At 42.0% G+C, this 207-nt stretch carries 1 protein-coding gene; it reads right to left on the bottom strand.

The features are described 5' to 3' along the window. On the bottom strand, positions 1-207 hold a 207-nt coding region (locus ADH54_RS07060), incomplete at both ends, for a hypothetical protein (protein WP_049524585.1).

The following is a 207-nucleotide window of genomic DNA, read 5'->3' as shown; positions in this document are numbered from 1 at the left end:
TTTAGATTGTTCAACCTTAGTTTTCGCACCAACTTTAACGATTGTCTTACCTGCTGGGGTGACGACTGGGTTGCCAACGTGTTCTGTAATATGACCGTCCTTTGAATCTACATCGTAAGTAGTTGTTGCAACTGTTTTACCTTTAGCTCCTTCAACGCGTTCATTAGGTGTGTCAACTTCTCGTTCACCATCTCTAACATACTCAAC

Source organism: Streptococcus pseudopneumoniae (genome assembly GCF_001072315.1).
GTDB classification, from domain to species: Bacteria; Bacillota; Bacilli; order Lactobacillales; family Streptococcaceae; genus Streptococcus; species Streptococcus pseudopneumoniae_R.
Note: the sequence above shows the minus strand (reverse complement) of the source record. Positions and strands in the feature narration are given on the sequence as shown.